Genomic DNA, 19,868 nt, shown 5'->3' on the forward strand with positions numbered 1-19,868 from the left:
GCAGCCACCGCCCCCAACACCAGCGAAAGCCCCCCGAACTCGGCCCCATGCCCACGCCACAACGGCTCCCCCTCCGCCACCCGATCCAACGCCTCCAACCCCAGCGCGTACTCCCTGATCGCAAGCGACCGCTTGTGGTTCAGGAACCGCGCCCGCAGCCGCGCGAGATTCTCCGGCCGCGTGTACTCCGGCCCGTAGATGATCCGCAGGTACTCACGCCCCCGGCACTTGATACCGGGCTGCACCAGCCGCCCCTTCGCATCGCGGACAACTCCACCCAGCGGCTTGACGACCATGCCCTCACCGCCCCGCCCGGTCATCTCCAGCCACCAGTCCACCCCCGCCCGCACCGACTCCGCGTCCCCGGTGTCGACGTACAGCCGACGCGTCGTCTGCAGCAGACCCGTACCGTCGTGCTCCACCAGCCGGTCCAGCAGCGCCAGTTGCTCGTCGTGCGGCAGAGCGGCCAGACTGCGTCCTTGCGTCGCGAGGATCTGGAAGGGCGCCAGTCGCACCCCGTCCAGCCCCTCCGTCGGCCAGCAGTAACGCCGGTAGGCCGCCGTGAACGCCGAGGCGTCCGACGCCCGTCCACGCTGGCGCGTCAGCAGGTCCCCCACGTCGATGCCCCGCGCCGCCGCACCCTCCAGCGCGGCGAGCACCCCCGGGAACACCGCCCGGGAGGCGGCGCCGACCGCCGCGTACTGCGACCGCAGCAGCCCGGACGCCTTGAGCGACCACGGCATCAACTCGGCGTCCAGCAGCAGCCAGTCGGTGTTGAGCTCGTCCCACAGGCCGGCCGTGTCCGCCGCCACCCGGACCCGGCCGAGGATCTCCTCGGTCACCGTCGGGTCGTCGACGAAGGGCCGCCCGGTACGGGTGTACAGCGCCCCTGTCGGACCGTCCCCGACACCACCACCGGCCACACCGAACCGCTTTAGGGCCACCTCCGCGTCGCGGCACACCAACGCCACCGCGCGCGAACCCATGTGCTTCTCCTCGCACACGACCCGCTCGACCCCGTCCGCCCGGTACTGCTCGAACGCCTCCGCCGGGTGCTCCAGATAGCCTTCCACGTGGGACGTCGCCGTCGGAGCCATCGTCGGCGGCAGGTACGGCAGCAGCCGCGGGTCGACCGCGAAACGGCTGATGACCTCAAGCGCCGCCGCCGCGTTCTCCTCCCGGACAGTGATCCGGCCCGCGTGACGTGTCTCCACCACCCGGCGGCCGTGCACGTCCGCCAGGTCCAGCGGCCGGCCGTCGTGCCCGCCCGGTGCCTCGGACCGCAGCGGCCTGACCGGCTCGTACCAGACCTGCTGGGCCGGTACGTCGACCAGTTCCCGTTCCGGCCAGCGCAGCGCGGTCAGCTTGCCGCCGAAGACGGCACCCGTGTCGAGGCAGATGGTGTTGTTCAGCCAACTGGCCTCCGGGACGGGCGTGTGGCCGTACACCACGGCCGCCCGACCCCGGTAGTCCTCCGCCCACGGGTAGCGCACCGGCAGGCCGAACTCGTCGGTCTCACCGGTCGTTTCGCCGTACAGCGCGTGCGAGCGGACCCGGCCCGAGTTACGGCCGTGGTACTTCTCGGGCAGACCCGCGTGGCAGACCACCAGCCGTCCGCCGTCCAGAACGTAGTGACTGACGAGGCCGTCTATGAACTCCCGTACCTGGGCCCGGAATTCGTCGGACTCGTTCGTCATCTGCTCGATGGTCTCGGCGAGCCCGTGGGTGTGCTGGACCTTGCGGCCCTTGAGGTGGCGGCCGTACTTGTTCTCGTGGTTGCCGGGCACGCACAGCGCGTTGCCCGAGCCGACCATGGACATCACCCGGCGCAGCACGCCCGGACTGTCCGGGCCGCGGTCGACGAGGTCGCCCACGAAGACGGCGGTACGGCCGGCCGGGTGCACCCCGTCCTCGTAGCCCAACGTGCCGAGCAAGGACTCCAGTTCGGCCGCGCAGCCGTGGATGTCGCCGATGATGTCGAAGGGGCCGGTGAGGTGGGTCAGGTCGTTGAAGCGCTTCTCGGTGCGGACCTCGGCGCCGTCGATCTCCTCGACGCCGCGCAGGACGTGCACCTTCCGGAACCCCTCGCGCTCCAAGTGGCGCAGTGAGCGGCGGAGTTCGCGGATGTGTCGGTGGATGACCCGGCGCGGCATGTCGGCCCGGTCGGTGCGGGAGGCGTTGCGCTCGGCGCACACGTCGTCGGGCACGTCGAGGACGATGGCGATGGGCAGCACGTCGTACTGCCGCGCCAGCTGGATCAGTTGCGTGCGGCCGCTCTCCTGGACGTTGGTCGCGTCGACGACCGTACGGCGGCCCGCGGCGAGTCGCTTGCCTGCGATGTAGTGCAGGACGTCGAAGGCGTCCCCGGAGGCGCTCTGGTCGTTCTCGTCGTCGGCGACCAGGCCACGGCAGAAGTCCGAGGAGATGACCTCGGTCGGCTTGAAGTGCCGACGGGCGAAAGTGGACTTGCCCGATCCGGACGCCCCGATCAGAACGACGAGGGAGAGGTCGGTGACGGGCAGCACGCGGCCCTTGTTCTCGACACTGCTCATGCTGCCTTCGCCTCCTTCTTCTCGTTCGCGGTCTTGTTCGCGGTCTCGTCGGCGGTCTCGGTCTTCATCGTGAACACGGCCATCTGCGTGGGCGGTCCCACCTCCGGGTCGTCCGGGCCGACGGCGACGAACTCCGCCTCGTACCCGTGCCGTTCGGCCACCGTGCCCGCCCAGGTGCGGAACTCCTCCCGCGTCCACTCGAAGCGGTGGTCGCTGTGGCGGCTGTGGCCGGCCGGGAGGGCCTCCCAGCGGACGTTGTACTCGACGTTCGGCGTCGTCACGAGGACCGTGCGCGGGCGGGCCGCACCGAACACCGCGTACTCCAGCGCCGGCAGCCGAGGCAGGTCGAGGTGTTCGACGACCTCGCACAGCACGGCGGCGTCGTACCCCTTGAGCCGCTTGTCGGTGTAGGCGAGCGACCCCTGGAGCAGCGTGACGCGCGACGCCTGCCGCTCCCCCAGCCGGTCCAGCTTCAGCCGCCGTGAGGCGATGGTGAGCGCGCGCATCGACACGTCCACACCGACGATCTCGGTGAACGCCGGGTCCTTGAGCAGCGCCTGCACCAACTGGCCCTGCCCGCACCCGAGATCGAGCACCCGGGCGGCCCCGGACGACTTCAGCGCGGCGGTGATCGCGTCGCGGCGCCGCACAGCGAGCGAAGTCGGCTTCTCCTCCGGCTCCGCCTCCGTGTCGGCCTCGACGGCGTTGTCGATCTCCTCGACGTCACTGTCGTCGGCCTCGGCAAGCCGGACCAGTTCCAGCCGTTCCATCGCCTCGCGGGTCAGCGACCAGCGGCGGGACAGATAGCGGCTGGTGATCAGTTTCTGCTCCGGGTGGGCGGGCAGCCAGCCCTCACCGGCCCGGAGCAGTTTGTCGACCTCGTCGGGTGCGACCCAGTAGTGCTTGGCGTCGTCCAGGACCGGCAGCAGGACGTACAGATGGCGCAGCGCCTCGGCGAGGGTCAGCGTGTCCGACGCGAGGTGGAGACGCACGTACCGGGAGTCGCCCCAGTCGGGGAACTCCGGGTCCAGCGCGACCGGTTCGGCCGTCACCGTCCAGCCGAGCGGCTCGAAGAGGTTCCGTACGAGGTCGGCGCCGCCCCGGGCGGGCAGTGCGGGCACCTCGATGCTCAACGGGCGTACCTGGCCCGGGAGTTCGGGCTTCGCCCGGCACTGGCCCTTCATCGCGCTGCTGAACACGGCGCTGAGCGCGACCGCGAGCAGCGAAGAGGCCGCGTACGGGCGGTCGTTGACGTACTGCGCGAGTGCCGCGTCGGGTGCGCCGCCGCGCCCCTTGCCCTTGCCTCGCCGGACCAGTGCCACCGCGTCGACCTCCAGCAGCAGCGCGGCCGTGCAGCGCTCGGCGGACGCCTCTGGGTAGAGGACGTGTGCGGTGCCGTAGGAGGTGGAGAACGTCTGCGCGTTGTCGGGATGCTTGTGCAGCAGGTAGCCGAGGTCGGTCGCGGGACGTTCGGGGGTGCCGGTGGTGCTGATCGTCAGGAACACGGTGGCCAGGCCTCAGAGAAGGGTGTGGAACGCGGATGCTTTCCGTGCGTCAACGTACAGCGAACAGACCCGGCACACTCAGGCATTTTCCCTCCGCGGCGGCGGGCCTCCGCACCGCCCAAACGGAGTCGCTCCCCTCTCTTCTCGCAGGCGGGCGCCAGGTGCAGCGACGGTGTGACAAGATCCGCTGCCATGTCAAAGTTGCCCGCGTGGTCGTCAAGCACCGTTCGCCGTCTGCTGGTTGTCCCGCTCGCGCTGCTCGCGGCAGCGGGCAGCACCGTGGCCGAGGCCGGCACGGCGACCAGCGCCAGGGCGCGGCCCGCCGCCCAGGCTCCGACGCCCGACCGCCTCCGCTACGACGTGAATCTGCGCGGCGACGCCGACGGCTCCCACTGGACGGGCCGGCAACGGGTGTCGTTCCGCAACGCCTCCGACGGCCCGCTGCGTGAGGTGTACATACGGCTGTGGGGCAACGGCGAGGACGGGTGCGGCCCGCCCGGCAGGCCGGCCCCCGTCAGGGTGTCGAAGATGCGCGGTGGCACTCCGGGCCGGCTCACCGTCAAGTGCACGGCGCTGCGTATCGGCCTGCCGAGGCCGCTCGCGCACGGCGCGCGAACGACCGTCTCCTTCGACGTGTCCATCGCCGTGCCCGGACGCAACAACCGCTTCGGCCGCGAGGGCGCGTTCCGTTTCCTGGGCAACGCGCTGCCGGTCATGGCCGTGCACGACGCGTCGGGCCGGCACCTCGATCCGTATGTGTCGACCGGCGAGAGCTTCTACACGCTGGCAAGCGACTTCCGGGTACGCCTCGACCATCCCTCGGCCCTCAAGGTCCCGGCGACCGGCCGCACTTGGACCAGCGCCGGCAAGCCCGGGCGTACGGTCACCCACAGTGTCGCCCTGCGGGTGAGGGACTTCGCGTGGGCGGCGGGCCCGTTCCGCACCGCCACCGACACTTCGCCCGGAGGCGTGCGCGTCACGTCGTACTGGGCGCCGAACACACCCGCCGCGGGTGTCCGCCTCACCCGCAAGGACGGCCTGGCCGCCGTCGACCGGTTCGGCAAGGAGTTCGGCCGCTATCCGTACGGCGAGATCGACTTCGTGATGACACCCGGGTTCGGCGGCGGCATGGAGTACCCCGGTCTGCTCCTCCTCGGCACCACCGAGGAAGGCGGCGCCGTCGTACATGAGGTGGCCCACCAGTGGTGGTACGGCATCGTGGGCAACGACGAGTACAACTCGCCCTGGCTGGACGAGAGTTTCGCCCAGTACGCCAACGCGCGCTTCTACGGCTGGGACACCGTCGGCTGCTGGTCACAGGACGACTGGCCGGACGACCGGGCCGCCCTCACCAACTCGATGGCCTACTGGTCCACGCACCGCGGTTGGTACCACCTCGTGTACACGGCCGGTTCCTGCGCGCTCGCGGATCTGGAGCGCACGCTCGGTTCCGGCACCATGGCCCGGCTCCTCGAGCGGTACGCCCACGACCACTGGTACGGCGTCTCCACCACCGCCGCGTTCAAGAAGGCCGCCCAGTCGATGACACACAAGGACCTGACCCTCTTCTGGAAGCAGCACCGCATCCGGTGAGGGGACCGCTCAGCCGACGAGACCGGGCTCCCCGTCCAAAGGCTGGATGCGCGGGTCGAACAGGGACTTCCTGGGCGGGCCCTCGGGACCGTTGTCCAGCACGCATTCCCCACTGATGGCCTCGGAGAAGAAGCACCCTGACTTCGGGTTGCCCCACCGGCCGGTGTAGTTCAGCCAGGCCCATTCGCCGGTGAAGCTGCCCACCGGCTGCCAGGCGAACACCTTGAGCGCCTGCCGGGTGTCCCAGAGCGTGCCGGCGCTGGTGTCGTCGTTGAGGCTGTCGCCGTTGGGCAGATTCCGGTAGGTGTGGCGTCGCGCGTCGGGGTACACGGCGTGGGATCCCTGCGCCGCGTAGACCACCGGTTGGTCACCGGCCAGGGCGACCCCACCACTGCCGTAGCGGAAGGTCTGTCCACCGTCGTGCTGGCCCATGGAGATCTGGTTCGGCATGTCGTCCACGAAGCGGACGGTGACGTGCTCCCAGTCGCCGACGTGGTTGCCGAACGTGGAGTAGCCCCCGACGCATCCCCAGCGGGAGAACCATCCGACGCAGACCCGTTTGCCGTTGTTGTAGGGGAAGAACGTCCAGTAGTTGATGTCGGTGATGTTGGTCGGGAGTCCGTTGTCGGTGCGGTGGACGACTTCGGCGTAGGCCGGCACCGCGCTCGGATCGGGTCGCTGTCCGGCCAGGAACGGCGGATTGGTGCAGGAGTCGCAGCCAAGCGACTGGTTGGTCACGAGGAACTGCTGGTTGGGGTTGCCGTTGTCCGGATGGGCCTCGACGTGGGTGTTGGCCAGGAACGGCTCGACGGCGGCCGGGAAATAGAACTCGTCCTGCTGGAGCCAGATCCGGGGGGCGTAGCGGCGCGCCAGCGCGTCATCCGTCGACGAGACCGAGTCGGCGGAGGCGGAGGCGGTGGAGGCGGAGGCTGAGCGGGTGCCCTCTGCCGCCAGAGCGGGCTGAGGAGACAGCACCGACAACAAGGCAACGGTGGAGACCGTCGCGAACAGACCGGCCCCCCAACGCCGCAAGGTCGAACGGTCTCTCGGTGAAGCAGCCATCAGTGTCCCCTCATAAGAAGCGCGGGCGAACAGATAGACATGCCCATGCCAATCCAGGCAGGCTCAAGTTCGTACGTGCCCACGTGGGCCCCTCCCTCTGCCGCTGTCCGTCACGTCCGGTCGCGACGCGTCCGAACAGAATGACCGCAGCAGCCCGGGTGCGGAAAGAAGCGTTAGGGCAGCAACCAGGGCAGTCTCCCTCGCGGCCTGTTCCCGCACCCCTCCTCGACGGCGGCGGAACCCGCCGGTCGGCAGCCCGCACAAGGGCGCACCCCGCCGCACCGCGACCGCGACCGCGACCGCGAGAGAGACGCTACGACGGGGTACGCACCGTTCACACACCACCCACGCGCAACAGGGTTACGACAGCTGCGACTGCACCTGCGAGGAGATCAGCTCCAGGTGATCCAGGTCGTCGAGGTCGAGAATCTGGAGGTAGAGCCGCTGGCAGCCGATCTCCACGTACTGGCCGATCCTCTCCACGACCTCAGCCGGGGAACCCGCCAGTCCGTTGGCCTTCAGTTCGTCGACCTCGCGGCCGATCGCGGCGGCCCGCCGGGCCACTTCCTGGTCGTCCTTGCCGACGCAGACCACCATCGCGTTCGAGTACGTCAGCTCATCGGCCCGGCGACCCGCCTGCTCGACCGCCGCGCGCACCCGGCCGAACTGGCGCTCGGTGTCCTCGATCGACCCGAACGGCATGTTGAACTCGTCGGCGTACCGCGCGGTCAGCATCGGGGTACGGACCGCGCCGTGGCCGCCGATGAGTACGGGGATCTTCGCCTGCGCCGGCTTGGGGAGGGCCGGCGAGTCGGTGAGGTCGTAGTGCGTGCCATGGTGACTGAACGTTTCGCCGGTCTTCGTCTCCCAGAGGCCGGTGACGATGGCCAGCTGCTCTTCGAGACGGGCGAACTTCTCCTGCGGGAACGGGATGCCGTAGGCCTTGTGCTCCTCCTCGAACCAGCCCGCACCCAGACCGAGTTCGACCCTGCCGCCGGACATCTGGTCGACCTGCGCGACCTGGATCGCGAGGACGCCGGGGAGACGGAAGGTGGCGGCGGTCATCAGCGTGCCGAGGCGGATGCGCTTGGTCTCGCGGGCGAGTCCGGCGAGGGTGATCCAGGCGTCCGTGGGGCCGGGCAGGCCGTCCCCGTCGCCCATGCGGAGATAGTGATCGGAGCGGAAAAAGGCATCGAACCCAAGGTCCTCGGTGGCCTTCGCCACGGCGAGCAGGGTGTCGTAGGTCGCGCCTTGCTGGGGTTCGGTGAAGATACGAAGATCCATGCCCCCATCCTGCATGGTCGAACAGCGGTCAACCCCACCGGCGCCCCCTGCCCCACACTTCCCCGGGCGAGTGAAAAACCGTCAACCGCGCACGAGGTGCGGCTCCGCACCAGTGACCCCCCACGGCGTTGATCGTTGGCTCGGTCGGTGCCGGCCCGACCGGCGCCCGCGCCGGCACCGACCGGCCGGCCAGTTCGATTGCCGGCCCGCTCGTTTCCGGCGCGCACCCGTGTCGGCTCCGCTGGGAGCCAGGGGCCGAGGAGGCCGTCCGTTGTCCGAAGAAGTCGTGCCGCAGCAGGCGGGGCCCGTACAGCCGAAGGGGCTGCTGCAGCAGATGGAGGAGCTGATGGCCGCGCTGAACGCGGATCTGTCCGCGCTCGACGCGGATTTTCAGTCGGCGGGGGTGTCGTCGACGTCCATGGAGGAGACCGAGGCGGGTTGAGACCGGCCCCTGCCGGGGGCTCCACCTCCAGGCCCGGTTCGACCTGAACGGCCTCGTCGTCAGACTCCTCCAGAGGGGGAAGCCCCAGACGGACTGGCAGTCCCCGGGCCGGGCTGAATAGCTCGGCCCTCTGCCTCGGCCTGTGCCTCTACTCTCTGCCCGCAGCCCGGAGGCCGGAGGCCGCAGCCGACCTCCTACCCCGCCACCCGCTCCGCTCCCCCCGCCGCCTCCCTGGCCGCCAGTTTGCGGAGCATCTCCAGGACTCGGTCGCGGGACTCGTCCGCCGCGTCGATCGATTCCATGCACTGCCAGTACGTCGTCTCGTCCTCCGCCGCGCTGGCGATGCCGACCAGCGCTATGCCGGCCTCGCCGAGGAGGTTGCCGAGGCAGAGGAGGGCCTGGCGGGCGTCGCCCAACTCGGTGAGCCGGGCCGCGCGTAAGTCGCCGTCGGCGAGGCGCGGTTGGTCCAGGACGCCACAGCCCCGGCCCGCCAACTCTGTCAACCCCAGTGCCTCGCCCCGCAGTTCGGGTGGTCCCGTGACTGCGAGGCGGCTGCCTATCGCCTGTGCGAGGGCCTGCGCCTGCCACACCTCCGCCAGGGTCTGGGACACACCTTCGCTGATCGCTAGGGCATGTCTGCTCGCCAGGATGAGCCGCACCGCGTCCATGCGCTGCCCCCGTCTGTCCCGACGCGCTTTTCGCACGTCCGCCCGAAGTCCACCGTCCACTACCCAGAGTGAAGGGCAATGGGACGAAAAGCCAGAGGAAGACGGAAATCTGCGGACACGAAATGGCTAACAGTTCGCATCTTGACTCCGGAGAGTAACTATTCCGGTGTGGGGAACCTCCGTTCGTTGCGGTCGATCTTCGCGTCGAGGGCGGTCAGCGCGTCGATCCCGAGTACCTCGCAGAGCTGGAGCAGATACGCGAGCACGTCAGCGACCTCGTCCGTCACCCGGTGGGCGGTGTCCGGGTCGTCCATCACCCGCGTCGACTCCTCGGGCGTCAACCACTGGAAGATCTCGACCAGTTCGGACGCCTCCACACTGAGCGCGGTGGCGAGGTTCTTCGGCGTGTGGAACGGCTGCCAGTTCCGTGCCGCCGCGAAGTCGGCCAGCCTGCGCTGGAGTTTCGCCACATCCAACTGGTGGGGGTCTTCGGCGTGTTCCTGGTCTGTCACGGCTCCAGGTGTACCACCGTCACACCCGCCACCCCCTCCGCCCAGGACGCGTCGCTCACCGTCCCGAGGAGCCGGATGTGCCCGCGGTCGCACATCCGGGCCGCCAGGCGCAGGAGTTCCGCGCGCTGCCGCGGGTCGAGGGTCCGGTCGAAACCGTCGGCCAGGACCGTGAGCGCCTGGAAGGCCTCGGGCACCTCGCCTGACTGGTCGACCGTCAGGACGCCGGGGCCGGTCAGCAGGACCAGCGCCAGGCCCGCGTACCTCAACTCGCCGTCGCCCAGCCTGCCGAAGTCGGTGAGGGGACCGTCGCCCCGGTCGAGTACGGCCCGCACGCGACCGTCTCCAGTCCGGTCGGCCCGTACGTCCGTGACGGGGCCCGCGCAGCCCTCGCGGACGGCGGCGACCAACAGCCCGTGCCGGATGGAGCATTCGGACCGGGTGCGCCAGAGGACCTCGGCGAGGTTGTCGCAGCCCGGCAGCAGGCGTCCGCTGCTCACCCGGACCGCCGCGCGCATCCGGTCGGGCCGTGGGTCGCAGGCGAAGACGGACCGCAGGGCGAGGACCATCTGCTCGGCGGCGGCGATGACCTGTCGCTGTCCGTCCGTCTTCCCGGCGACCCGCAGCGGCAACAGGGCCGTGCCGAGCCGGTCGTCGGGCATCGGGGCGCGCGTGACCGACGCCGAACCGGCGGTGTGCCAGGCGGCCTGGACGGTGCGCCTGCCGGGATCGCGCAGCGCCGTCTCCAGCAGGACCACCCCGCCGGCGCTCAACCGCTCGCCCACGATGCGCAGTTCGGGCTCGGCCTGTACGGCGACATCGAGCCGTACGGGACCCTCGGGACCGTCCGCCGTACAGCCGATGCGGAAGCCGCGCCGGCGTTGGGCGTCGGGGCGGGCGCGTTCCGGTACGCAGGCGGCGGGGTCCGGGAACGCCTCCCCGACGGTGGCGCCGGAGCCGAGGCGGGCCAGCGACTCGTACGCCCTCAGGGCCGTCGACTTGCCGCTGCCGCTCGGCCCGGCGAAGAGGGTGAGCCGGCCGAGCGGGAACGCGGCCCGACGGTGCCCCGCGTACGCGGACAGTCTCAGCTCGGTGAGGCTCGGCCGGTCGGGACGCGCCGCCCGCTGCGCTGCGGCGGCCGGGGAGGGCGGTAAGTCCAGTGACAGGGTCATAACCGGACCGTAGGTCTCCGCCGCGAGGCGAACCGTTCCGCCCGCCGCACCTTCCTACGAACGGGGGATCACCGGATCTTGCGGTGATCCCGCTCTCAGCTCCCGGGCATCCCGGCTCCGCCCATGAGTCCCCCGACCTCCGTACCGGGCGGGGTGAGAAGGAACACGTTCCGGTCGACCCGGTGCATACCGCTCGCGAGGCCGAAGACGACACCCGTACTGAAATCGAGGACCCGTTTGGCGGTGTCCGTCTCGGCGCCGGTGAGGTCGAGCAGTACCGGGATGCCCGCCATCAGCGTCTCGGCGACTTCGCGGGCGTCCGCGAACACGTTGACGCGCAGGACGACGAACCGTCGCCTCGCCTCGGTTTCCGCCTCGGGTATCGACCGGTGGCCCACCGCGGAGGGCCAGGCATCCCGGCCTCTCAGCGGTACGACCTGGGCGAGCCCCTCCCATTGTTCGTCGGTGACATCGTGCCTGTTCATCGGCGCACTCCGCCCTGGCTCGCACTGACAGTCTGCATCAGCCAATTCTTACTCATGGTCACCCGATCGGCCCAATACGACACGCTCAGCGACCCCCTGTGTGAGAAATACCCGAACACCTATCCGAACATCTATACGTACCTCACAGCACTGACACTCTGGCTGTGCAGCAGGTGTAACCGCTCATCATCGGATCACGTGACATCGGCGTAACGGGCAATTCATACGCTCGGCGGGAGCAGGCCCGGTGTGGAGCAGGGACAGCGGAAGACGAGAAGGGCAGCACGTGACCACGACCCCCACGACAACGCAGGTACGGACCGTGTGCTCGTACTGCGGGGTGGGCTGCGGAATCGTGCTGGACGTCGGGCTCGGACCCGACGGACGGCGTACGGTCTTCAAGGCGTCCGGGGACAAGGCGCACCCGGCGAACGCCGGGCGACTGTGCACCAAGGGCGCGACCACCGCGGACATGCTCAGCGCGCCCGGCCGGCTGACCACCGCGCTGGTCCGGGACGGTCTGGACGACCGGGGTGAGGAACTCGTCCCCGCGCCCGTCGCCGACGCGATCGCCGAGACCGCGCGGCGGCTGCGCGGAGTCGTCGACGAGCACGGGCCGGACGCCGTCGCCTTCTATGTCTCCGGGCAGATGGGCCTGGAGGCCCAGTATCTGGCGAACAAGCTGGCGAAGGGGTTCGTGGGCACGAACCAGATCGAGTCGAACTCCCGGCTGTGCATGGCGAGCGCGGGCACCGGATACAAGCTCTCGCTGGGCGCCGACGGGCCGCCCGGCTCGTACGACGACTTCGACCACGCCGACGCCTTCCTCGTCATCGGTTCGAACATGGCCGACTGCCATCCGATCCTGTATCTGCGGATGATGGAGCGGGTCAAGGCGGGGGCCAGGCTCATCGTCGTCGACCCACGGCGTACCGCCACCGCCGCGAAGGCCGATCTGTTCCTGCAGATCCGGCCCGGGACGGACCTTGCGCTCCTCAACGGACTCCTCCATCTCCTGCACGTCGGCGGGTACACGGACCAGGAGTTCGTCGCCGCCCACACCGAGGGCTGGGAGGAGATGCCGGCCTTCCTCGCCGACTATCCGCCGGACGCCGTCTCCGCGATCACCGGCATCCCCGAGGACGACATCCGGGAAGCGGCCCGGATCATCGGCGAGGCCAGCGCTTCCGGTGAGTGGATGAGCTGCTGGACGATGGGGCTCAACCAGTCCACGCACGGCACCTGGAACACGAACGCCCTGGTCAACCTGCATCTCGCCACCGGCGCGATCTGTCGCCCCGGCAGCGGCCCGTTCTCCCTCACCGGGCAGCCCAACGCCATGGGCGGCCGGGAGATGGGGTACATGGGGCCGGGGCTTCCCGGGCAGCGGTCCGTGCTCGTCGACGAGGAGCGGGCGTTCGTCGAGGACCTGTGGGAGCTGCCCGCGGGCACTCTGCGCAAGGACGGCGCCGGGCTCGGCACGATCGAGATGTTCCGACGGATGGCCGAGGGGCACATCAAGGCCTGCTGGATCATCTGCACCAACCCGGTCGCCTCGGTCGCCAACCGCCGTACGGTCATCGAGGGCCTGGAGGCCGCCGAGTTCGTCGTCACCCAGGACGTCTTCGCCGAGACCGAGACCAACGCGTACGCCGATGTCGTGCTGCCCGGTGCGATGTGGACCGAGGCCGAGGGCGTCCTCGTCAACAGCGAGCGCGGCCTCACCCTCGCCCGGGCCGCCGTCGACCCGCCCGGCGACGCCATGGCCGACTGGCGGATCATCGCCGCTGTCGCCCGCGCGATGGGGTTCGAGGGATTCGCGTACGAGAGTGCCGAGGACGTCTTCGAGGAGCTCAAGCGGGCGTGGAACCCGAAGACCGGGTGGGATCTGCGGGGCGTCACCTACGAGCGGCTGCGGGAGACTCCCGTGCAGTGGCCGGCCTCCTCGGTGGAGGGGCCCGCGCGCAATCCCATTCGCTACCGGGAGGAAGGGGCGGGGCTGCGGTTTCCCACGGCCAGTGGGCGTGGCGTTTTCCACCCCCGGCCGTATCTGCCCGCCGCCGAACTGCCCGACGACGACTTCCCGTTCGTCCTCAACACCGGGCGCGTACAGCACCAGTGGCACACCCTGACGAAGACGGGGAAGGTCGCCAAGCTCAACAAGCTGAACTCCGGGCCGTTCGTGGAGGTGCATCCCGAGGACGCGCGGGAGTTGGGAGTCGTGGACGGCGACTCGGTCGAGGTGGCGTCGCGGCGCGGGCGGGCCGTGCTGCCAGCGGTCGTCACCGACCGGGTGCGGCCGGGGTGCGTCTTCGCGCCCTTCCACTGGAACGACCTTTTCGGGGAGTACCTCAGCATCAACGCGGTGACGAGCGACGCGGTCGATCCGCTGTCCCTGCAACCGGAGTTCAAGGTGTGCGCGGTGTCCCTGGCGAGGGTGCACCGCCCCGAACCGCAGGCGCGGCCCCCGCTGACTCCTCCGTCCACTCTCCCACAAGTGCCGGTCACGGTAACGGAGTTGGCGTTCACGCCGGTTCCCCCACCCGTTCTCAGCGCGCAGGAACGCCAGTACCTCTCGGGATTCCTCGCCGGGCTGCCCACCGGCGCCGCGGGGATTCCCGTGCTGCCCGCCGCCGCTCCCTTCAGCGCCGAGCACGCCGACTGGGTGAACGGGATGCTCGCCGGCATGTACTCCAGGGCTGTGGACGCCCCGCCGCAGGAACGGGTCGGTGTCGGGGTCGAGGTCGACGGGCGTGAGGTCGTCGTGCTGTGGGCCTCGCAGACCGGCAACGCAGAGGAACTCGCCGGTGCGGCCGCCGAGCGGCTGACCGCCGGGGGTCACCGGGCGAGGCTCGTCGGCATGGACGAGGCCGATGTGACCGCCCTCGCGCGCAGCGCCGATCTCCTCTTCATCACCAGTACGTTCGGCGACGGCGACGCCCCCGACAACGGCTCCGGCTTCTGGGACACGCTCTCCGGGGAGCAGGCGCCGCGGCTGGACGGCGTGCGGTACGCCGTACTCGCGCTGGGCGACTCCTCGTACGACGACTTCTGTGGGCACGGGCGCCGACTGGACGCGCGGCTGGACGAGTTGGGGGCGGTGCGGATCGCGCCGCGCACCGACTGCGAGCCCGACTTCGAACCGTCGGCGGGCGCGTGGCTCGACCAGGTGCTCGACGTACTGGACACGAAGGACGACGAGAAGGACCGAGCCTCCGCTCCCGCCCCCTTTCCAACTCCCCCTCCTCCTCCCACCGTCCGGTCCGCGAAGGCCGCCCCCTCCCCCGCACGGCTCGTCGGCAACCGGCTGCTCAGCCTGTCCGGCGCGACGAAGGAGGTGCGCCGGTTCACCTTCGACGTCAGCGGTACGGAGCTGACGTACGAAGCGGGTGACGCGCTCGGGGTGCGGCCCCTCAACTCCACGTCCCTGGTGGAGGAATGGCTGGCAGTGGCCGGACTGGACGCGTCAACCGGCGTGGAAGTGGACGGAGTTGGCGAGTTCCCGTTCTCCGAGGCGCTGCACCGGCAGCTCGACATCACCCGGATCACACCCGACCTGCTGCGCTTCGTCTCCGAACGGGCGCGGGACAACCGTGAGTTGAAGAAGCTGATGCGGTCCGACAACAAGGACGGGCTGGCCCGCTGGTCGTGGGGTCGGCAGGCCGTCGACGTGGTCGCCGAGTACGGGGTGCGGGCGTCCGCGCAGGAGTGGGCGAAGGTGCTGCGGCGGCTTCAGCCCCGTCTGTACTCCATATCGTCGAGCCCGCTCGTCGACCCGTCGCGGGTGTCGCTGACGGTGTCCGTGGTGCGGTACGAGAACCTGCGCGGCCGGCCGCGCGGCGGTGTCTGCTCGCCCTTCCTCGCCGACGCCGGGCCGGACACGGCGGTGCCCGTCTTCGTCCAGCGTTCGCCGCACTTCAGGCCTCCCTCGGACGCCTCGACACCGATGGTGATGGTCGGGCCGGGGACCGGGGTGGCGCCGTTCGTGGGGTTCCTGGAGGAACGGCGGGCGCTCGGGCACGCGGCGCCGAACTGGCTGTTCTTCGGCGAGCAGCACCGCGCCACCGACTTCTACTACGAGGACGAGCTGGCCGCGCTGGTGGCCGAGGGCACGCTGACCCGCCTGGACACCGCGTTCTCCCGCGACCAGCGCAACAAGGTCTACGTCCAGGACCGGATGCGCGAGCACGGGCCGGAGCTGTGGCACTGGCTGCAGGAGGGCGCCCACTTCTACGTGTGCGGTGACGCCTCGCGCATGGCCAAGGACGTGGACCGGGCGCTGCGGGACATCGCGGTGGCGCACGGCGGTCTGAGCGAGGACGAGGCGGGTGTGTACGTGAAGCAGCTCACGGCGGCGAAGCGCTACGTACGCGATGTCTACTGAAATCCCATAAATACCAGAAATGCCATAAAATCCGATAAATACTACTGACGGATATTCTTACCGGCCTCACACCGGCCGTTTCACCTCCTATGGCACGCGGCATACCGGGCCCGATTACCGTCCGATGTCGTGCACTTGGCAGAAATAGCGCCGGACGCCACGGCGAAGACGAACCCCCTCCGGATCCGGCCCCAGTCCCGGACCCGGACCCCGGTGGGGACGCCGGAGGCCGACGCCCCCGTGCAGTGGCATCGCGTGCTGACCCTGCTCGCGACCGTCAGCCTGTTCATCGGTACGCGCTCGCTGTGGACGCAGGCCGCCAGTCACCAGCTCGTCATCGCCGCCGTCGTCTCGCTCTGCTATCTGTCGATCATGGTCACCGGAGCGCTGGCGCTGACCGTACGCCGGCCCCGGACGCTCGCCCGCCTTGACCTGTGCGTCCTGATCACGGCCGTGACGCTGACCGTGTGCACGCTCGCCCTGAACCACGCCGGCGGCGACGAGGGCGTCCTCACCACGCAGGCCGCCCGCGAACTGGCCGCCGGACACCCCGTGTACGGGCAGCCCTGGCCGTGGCTGTTCCAGCACAACTCCGGCGTCACCCTGACTCCGACGATGAACGGCGGCTACGACTTCACCTACGGCTACCCGCCCCTCGTCCCGCTCCTGACCGCGCCACTGCTGTGGCTCGGGCACGGCGCGCTCGCCGCGACCGTGGTGACGACCGGGGCGCTCCTCGTCGCCGCGGTGACGCTGTGGCTGCTGCTGCCGGTGCCGTGGCGGTCGGCGGCGACCATGGTGTGCCTGGGCTTCGGCTTCCTGCCGAGCTACGCGCGGCTCGGATACCCGGCGATCGTCGGGCTCGCGCTGCTCGTCCCTGTAGTGGTGCGCTGGCCGCGGATCGGGGCGGGCGGACGGCTGGGCCGGGGCGGCCTCGCGCGCGCCGCCTGTCTGGGCGCGGCCTGCGCGGCGCAGCAACTGCCGTGGTTCCTCGTGCCGTTCCTGCTGGCCGGGATCTACGCCGTGCGCCGGGGCGAGCTGGGCGCCCGTCCCGCCGCCTGGGTGGTGCTGCGGATCACCGGTGCGGCGGCCACCGTATGGCTGCTGATCAACACGTACTTCATCGTCAGCGAGCCGCGCACCTGGGCGACCGGTGTCGCGCTGCCGCTGACGCAGGACGCGACGATCCACGGGCAGGGCCTGGTGGGCGTCGCGCTCTACTTCACCGACGGCAGCGACCGGCTGGCCTGGTACTCGCACGCGAGCATGCTGCTGACGGGGGCGCTGCTGGCGCTGCTCGTCGTGTTCGTGCGGCGGCTGGGTCCGGCGACGGTGGTGCTGCCGTGGTGCGCCTTCTTCCTGGCGACGCGTTCGCAGGACGGCTACTACCTGATGATGACCCCGCTGTGGCTGGCGGCCGCGGTGACCACACCGGCCGCGTCCTTCGCCAGGGCGTGGCAGCCCCGGCCGCGTTTCCTGGCGGGCCCGCGCCGACGCCCCGCGCTGGTCGCGACCGGCGCGCTGCTCCTCGTACCGGCGCTGGTGTGTACCGCCGTGGCGGCGACGGGTTCACCGCCGCTGCGGCTGCGGGTGACGAGGACGCTCACGAGCGGTCCGGCCGGCGTGTCGGAACTGTCCGTCCGGGTGACGAACGGGGACGACAGCGCCCTCACCCCCCACTTCACGCTCACCACCGGCCAGGGCATGACCCGCTGGTGGACGGTGGTCCAGGGACCGGCCACGCTGCCCGCGCACACGAGCGCCCTCTACCGGATCCAGCCGCCCGAACGGGTGTTCCCGGTACCCGAGCGCCCAGATACGCGTATCCGGCTGCGTGTCTTCACGGCGTCACCGGACACCTTGTCGAGCGTGGACCTCCGGCTGCCGGGCGGGTCGGCCGTGAAGCGGGTGCCGTAGAGCTGCGCGGGCTGCTGCCGGAGGAGGGCGGGCGGGGAGAAACGGTGCCCCTTCTGTCGCGCCCGCCGGTTCCGCCCGCCGACCCGTCTGGTGCTCAGGCGACCAGAACGGCCGACCGCGACTCCGCCTCCGTCTCGGCCTCTGCTGCCGCCAGCAGGTCGACGAGGGTCGCGCGGGCCCGGGCCACCCGTGACCGCACCGTCCCCACGGGGCAGTCGCTGACCTCGGCCGCCTCCGCGTAGGGCAGCCCCATCAGTTGCGTGAGGACGAACGCCTCGCGCCGTTCGTCGGGCAGCGCGGCCAGCAGGTCGAGCAGCGCCACCCCGTCGTCGAAGCCGGGCAGCCCGCGCGGCTGGGCCAGTTCGACGGTCAGCCGCCAGTCCTCGGTGTCGTACAGCCGGGGCCGGGCGGCGGTGTGCCGGAAGCTGTCGATCACCGCGCGCCGTGCGATGGCCATCAGCCAGGAGCGCGCCGAGGACCGCCCCTCGAACCGGTGCAGGCTGCCGAGCGCCCGCAGGAACGTGTCCTGGGCGAGGTCGTCGGCGGCCTGCGGATCCGCACAGAGATGGGCGACGTACCGCACCACATCGCGGTGCAGCGCGCCGACGAAACGTTCGACGGCAGCCGGGTCGCCGGCCCGGGCGGCGAGCGCCCAGGCGGTTATGGACTCGTCCACCGGCTGCGCCGAGGAGATCGGCGAGGTCGCGGAGGCCGGGAGGGTCGGCACGGGCAGGAAAGGAGTGATCACCTGGTGTCCTTCTCGGATCATCCGGAATCCGGCAGGGCGGCGACCCACGAGGCTGTCGCGACGCGCGGGACGTGTCTACGCCCGGGCGAGACGTGGGTGCGCGCCGCTGCCGGCAGAGGGAGGAACGGCCGTACGCACGTGCGACGGGTACGACCGGGGCCCGAGACACCTGCGGAGGCCGGCCGACATGGATGTGCGTCGGCGTGACCTGGAGGGCCCGGGGAACCAGCTGTCTCAGACGACAGCGATCCCCGTCGGCGGGCCCCGAGAAGTGATCGTGTGGACGAGCTCGAGCCGCCGCGGCGCCCGGTCCGAGCGCCCGCGTCGCGGGCGGAGCCGGGGCCGGTCAGGCAGCGCGGGCAGCGCGAGTGCGAGCCGCAGCGGAGCGGCCAGCCGGCCGGCCACCGCCCGCAGGATGCGGAACGCGGCCCGCTCGCCGTACGCCAGCCACAGCCCGCACAGCAGCGCGGCGAGCGTGTGGGCGGCGAGCATGCCGTACGAGGACGACAGGACGTCCGGACCGAGGTGGCCGTGGGCCGCATGACCCGCACCCGTCCCCATGCCCATGCCCATGCCCATGTCGGCGCCGACGCCGGCGTGGGCCATGTCCATGGAGTCCATCGCCATGCCGGCGGACCCCGTCTCCATGCCCCGTGCGAACGAGAAGGCAGAGTGCAGCGCGCCCTGGGCGACCACCACCACGCCCACGACCAGCGGGAGTCCGCGCTCACGGCCGGTGAGGCACCAGCCCGCGCCGCCCGTGACCAGAGCCCCCGCGGCCAACGTCCACCAGGCGACGGCCGAGCCGGACATGAGCACGTGACCGAGGGCGGCGAGCACGACGCAGACGGCCGCGAACACCGCGGCCCGCAGCGCGCGTGAACCCCACCCGGCAGTCATGACGGCCCTCATCCTTCCATCCGTAACCCGAACGTCGTTGGTATGTACGCAAATTACCGATCAGCCGTTCGGCGGGACGCCCCCGGCCGGTCGGCGGGGGTCCGCCGGAGCGCCTGCACCCTGGCCGCCCTCGCCGCCGGTACGGCGCTCGTCCTGCCCCAAGTCCTGTACGTCATCCAGCAGTCCACGTACAACAGCACCTGGGCGGAGACCTTCACACGCGACGACCCGCTCGCCCGGGTCAGCGGCACCGGCGGCTTCGTCGAGCTGCTGTTCACCGGTAGCCACCCGGCCCTGACCTGGATCCCGTTCGTCTTCGCGGGCATGGCGGTGGCCCGTCTCGACCTCGCGTCCACCGCCGTACGCGTCCGCCTCGCCGTCTCGTCGCGGTCGGCACGATGTCCCTGACCGCGTACGTCTTCCACGTGGCCGGCATCCGGATCCTCGGCATCGAGGAGCTCCCCGGCTCCCCGCTGTACGTGCTGGTCGGCTTCGTCGTGGCCGTGACCGTCTTCGCCACCGTCTGGTCCCGCTTCTTCGGCCGCGGGCCGCTGGAACGCCTCTTGGGGAACGCCACGAAGATCGCCCGGTTCGTGAAATAGGCACCCTCTTTTGAACGTGCTTTTGAACGTGTTCAATTTTCTGCG

16 protein-coding genes are annotated in these 19,868 nt (G+C 70.7%); 6 read left to right on the plus strand and 10 right to left on the minus strand.

Annotated features, from left to right (window positions below; all coding sequences use genetic code 11):
- Both ADL01_RS20300 and ADL01_RS20305 read right to left on the minus strand, forming a co-directional pair.
- On the minus strand, nucleotides 1-2,552 hold a 2,552-nt coding region (locus ADL01_RS20300), incomplete at its 3' end, for a polynucleotide kinase-phosphatase (RefSeq protein ID WP_053743438.1).
- The gene (locus ADL01_RS20305) at nucleotides 2,549-4,057 is read right to left on the minus strand and encodes a 3' terminal RNA ribose 2'-O-methyltransferase Hen1 (RefSeq protein ID WP_053743439.1); all 1,509 of its coding nucleotides are present in this window, start codon (nucleotides 4,055-4,057) and stop codon (nucleotides 2,549-2,551) included. The genes ADL01_RS20300 and ADL01_RS20305, both read right to left, overlap by 4 nt.
- A 192-nt stretch (nucleotides 4,058-4,249) precedes the next feature.
- Between ADL01_RS20305 and ADL01_RS20310 the strand changes: the two genes are divergently transcribed.
- Complete coding sequence (locus ADL01_RS20310; protein WP_053743440.1) at nucleotides 4,250-5,650, plus strand: M1 family metallopeptidase; 1,401 nt, start codon at nucleotides 4,250-4,252, stop codon at nucleotides 5,648-5,650.
- A 9-nt stretch (nucleotides 5,651-5,659) separates the two neighbouring features.
- Here the strand turns inward: ADL01_RS20310 and ADL01_RS20315 are convergent, their stop codons facing one another.
- Together ADL01_RS20315 and ADL01_RS20320 are read right to left on the minus strand one after the other, a co-directional pair.
- Nucleotides 5,660-6,682 (minus strand): Vps62-related protein, encoded by a 1,023-nt coding sequence (locus ADL01_RS20315; protein WP_053743441.1) that lies wholly within the window; start codon nucleotides 6,680-6,682, stop codon nucleotides 5,660-5,662.
- Between the two features lie 390 nt (nucleotides 6,683-7,072).
- Nucleotides 7,073-7,996 (minus strand): LLM class F420-dependent oxidoreductase, encoded by a 924-nt coding sequence (locus ADL01_RS20320; RefSeq protein ID WP_053743442.1) that lies wholly within the window; start codon nucleotides 7,994-7,996, stop codon nucleotides 7,073-7,075.
- A 271-nt stretch (nucleotides 7,997-8,267) separates the two neighbouring features.
- Between ADL01_RS20320 and ADL01_RS45435 the strand changes: the two genes are divergently transcribed.
- A complete protein-coding gene (locus ADL01_RS45435; RefSeq protein ID WP_199834877.1) occupies nucleotides 8,268-8,438 on the plus strand; it encodes a hypothetical protein in 171 nt (56 codons plus the stop codon).
- Nucleotides 8,439-8,632: 194 nt separating this feature from the next.
- Here ADL01_RS45435 and ADL01_RS20325 read toward each other — a convergent pair whose 3' ends face one another.
- From ADL01_RS20325 to ADL01_RS20340, 4 genes are all read right to left on the minus strand, one after another.
- On the minus strand, nucleotides 8,633-9,106 hold the full coding sequence (locus ADL01_RS20325; RefSeq protein WP_053743443.1) for a DUF6099 family protein: 474 nt from the start codon (nucleotides 9,104-9,106) through the stop codon (nucleotides 8,633-8,635).
- 158 nt (nucleotides 9,107-9,264) lie between these two features.
- On the minus strand, nucleotides 9,265-9,618 hold the full coding sequence (locus tag ADL01_RS20330; protein WP_199834878.1) for a nucleotide pyrophosphohydrolase: 354 nt from the start codon (nucleotides 9,616-9,618) through the stop codon (nucleotides 9,265-9,267).
- On the minus strand, nucleotides 9,615-10,787 hold the full coding sequence (locus tag ADL01_RS20335; protein ID WP_053743444.1) for an AAA family ATPase: 1,173 nt from the start codon (nucleotides 10,785-10,787) through the stop codon (nucleotides 9,615-9,617). The genes ADL01_RS20330 and ADL01_RS20335 overlap by 4 nt, the downstream gene beginning before the upstream one ends.
- A 95-nt stretch (nucleotides 10,788-10,882) precedes the next feature.
- Nucleotides 10,883-11,272, minus strand: coding sequence for a cell division protein SepF (locus tag ADL01_RS20340; RefSeq protein WP_053743445.1), 390 nt, complete (start codon nucleotides 11,270-11,272; stop codon nucleotides 10,883-10,885).
- Between the two features lie 286 nt (nucleotides 11,273-11,558).
- Between ADL01_RS20340 and ADL01_RS20345 the strand changes: the two genes are divergently transcribed.
- Both ADL01_RS20345 and ADL01_RS20350 read left to right on the plus strand, forming a co-directional pair.
- Entirely contained in the window at nucleotides 11,559-15,656 is a 4,098-nt protein-coding gene (locus ADL01_RS20345) for a bifunctional nitrate reductase/sulfite reductase flavoprotein subunit alpha (protein WP_053743446.1), read from the plus strand.
- A gap of 183 nt (nucleotides 15,657-15,839) precedes the next feature.
- On the plus strand, nucleotides 15,840-17,573 hold the full coding sequence (locus ADL01_RS20350) for a hypothetical protein (protein WP_199834881.1): 1,734 nt from the start codon (nucleotides 15,840-15,842) through the stop codon (nucleotides 17,571-17,573).
- Between the two features lie 94 nt (nucleotides 17,574-17,667).
- Here ADL01_RS20350 and ADL01_RS20355 read toward each other — a convergent pair whose 3' ends face one another.
- On the minus strand, nucleotides 17,668-18,342 hold the full coding sequence (locus ADL01_RS20355) for a sigma-70 family RNA polymerase sigma factor (RefSeq protein ID WP_078960646.1): 675 nt from the start codon (nucleotides 18,340-18,342) through the stop codon (nucleotides 17,668-17,670).
- Nucleotides 18,343-18,555: 213 nt separating this feature from the next.
- Nucleotides 18,556-19,221, minus strand: a complete 666-nt coding sequence (locus tag ADL01_RS20360) for a hypothetical protein (RefSeq protein ID WP_053743449.1) — start codon at nucleotides 19,219-19,221, stop codon at nucleotides 18,556-18,558.
- Between the two features lie 42 nt (nucleotides 19,222-19,263).
- On the opposite strand from ADL01_RS20360, the gene ADL01_RS20365 reads away from it, so the two are divergent.
- Together ADL01_RS20365 and ADL01_RS46375 are read left to right on the plus strand one after the other, a co-directional pair.
- The gene (locus ADL01_RS20365; RefSeq protein WP_053743450.1) at nucleotides 19,264-19,629 is read left to right on the plus strand and encodes a hypothetical protein; all 366 of its coding nucleotides are present in this window, start codon (nucleotides 19,264-19,266) and stop codon (nucleotides 19,627-19,629) included.
- Nucleotides 19,620-19,823: a hypothetical protein gene (locus ADL01_RS46375; protein ID WP_053743451.1), complete on the plus strand. Its 204-nt coding sequence runs from the start codon at nucleotides 19,620-19,622 to the stop codon at nucleotides 19,821-19,823. Before ADL01_RS20365 ends, ADL01_RS46375 begins: the two co-directional genes overlap by 10 nt.
- Nucleotides 19,824-19,868 lie beyond the last annotated feature (45 nt).

The sequence above is a fragment of the Streptomyces sp. NRRL WC-3618 genome (assembly GCF_001280005.1).
Lineage (GTDB): Bacteria > Actinomycetota > Actinomycetes > Streptomycetales > Streptomycetaceae > Streptomyces.